This window comes from Tepidibacter sp. Z1-5, from assembly GCF_037844525.1.
In the GTDB taxonomy this organism is placed as follows: domain Bacteria; phylum Bacillota; class Clostridia; order Peptostreptococcales; family Peptostreptococcaceae; genus Tepidibacter_A.
In genome coordinates, this window is record NZ_JBBMMD010000027.1 from 1 (window position 1) to 1,171 (window position 1,171).

1 rRNA gene is annotated in these 1,171 nt (G+C 26.6%); it reads left to right on the forward strand.

The window, feature by feature from the left end:
* Nucleotides 1–1,073: 1,073 nt before the first annotated feature.
* Nucleotides 1,074–1,171 (forward strand): 16S ribosomal RNA (locus tag WJW32_RS06765); the annotation flags it as partial.

Below are 1,171 nucleotides of genomic sequence, written 5' to 3' on the forward strand. Positions count from 1 at the left end.
TTGAGATATATTTGTAGCATTCATTCGCCTTAAAAGAATATTAATTTGAGATTGGTCAGGGAAACTATCCATGTTAAATAAATTTGCTGATAGTTTTTCAGTTCCCAGCTTTTCATAAATGATACCACCTTTCTTATTTTAGAGTACTTGTCGAAAGGTAATTCTTTTGTAAGAATATGGTATTATTTTTTTGTCTTTTATTCTATGGTAAAAATAGGGGATGAAGTTTTAATTTATAATAGAGTTGCTAATATTAAAACTGTCTATACAAATGTTAGTGAATACTTTTAGATATTTTGACTAATATAACTTAGGTTTTATCGTTTAATATTCCGTTGAAAAATTTGAGTGTTTGACCGTAGGGAGTTTCTCGAATTTTAGGAATATTAATAAGATAAAATCTTAGTTATATTCAAAATATCGTTGTATTCGCGGTATTTGTATAGATAGTTTTTAATAACCCACAGACCCTAAAAAAATAACCCAGATTTCGTTTGTACGAAATCTAGGTAGCTAACATTTTAATAAGTATCATTTTGAACTTGGATTTTTAGAGTTTTTATAGATTAAATAATAAATTATAGAGATATTTCTTCTTTAAAATAGGGCAATAGTGCATTAAGAAATAGGATATAAAACTAAATATATCCTATTAATTGCATTGTTTTCAGACAAATATTTTGTATACATGTCATAAAAACAAAGAAAATATATATTTCAATCTTTAAAATATATATTTTTAATCACTAATTTAGAGTATTTAAATATAAAATTATGATAATTTTTTATTTGGATTATATAATTAAAAAATTAATATAAATGTCTAAAAATAGAGGTTTTGGGGTATGATTAAATAGAAATAAATAATACGATTTAAAAATTGTTTCAAAAAAGGTGTTGACGGACTGTTCAATAACTGATATATTATTACTTGTCCTCAACAACGAGGCGAACGAGAAACACATGAACACAACATATGAACTTTGAAAATTAAACAGTAGGTTATAAATAAATCACAAACAGTGATTTTCGGAAACAACACATAAAGTCAGTTACTGAGTACTGGCAAACTTTTATTTAAGAGTTTGATCCTGGCTCAGGATGAACGCTGGCGGCGTGCCTAACACATGCAAGTCGAGCGGAGATTAAGAAGCTTGCTTCTTAATCTTAG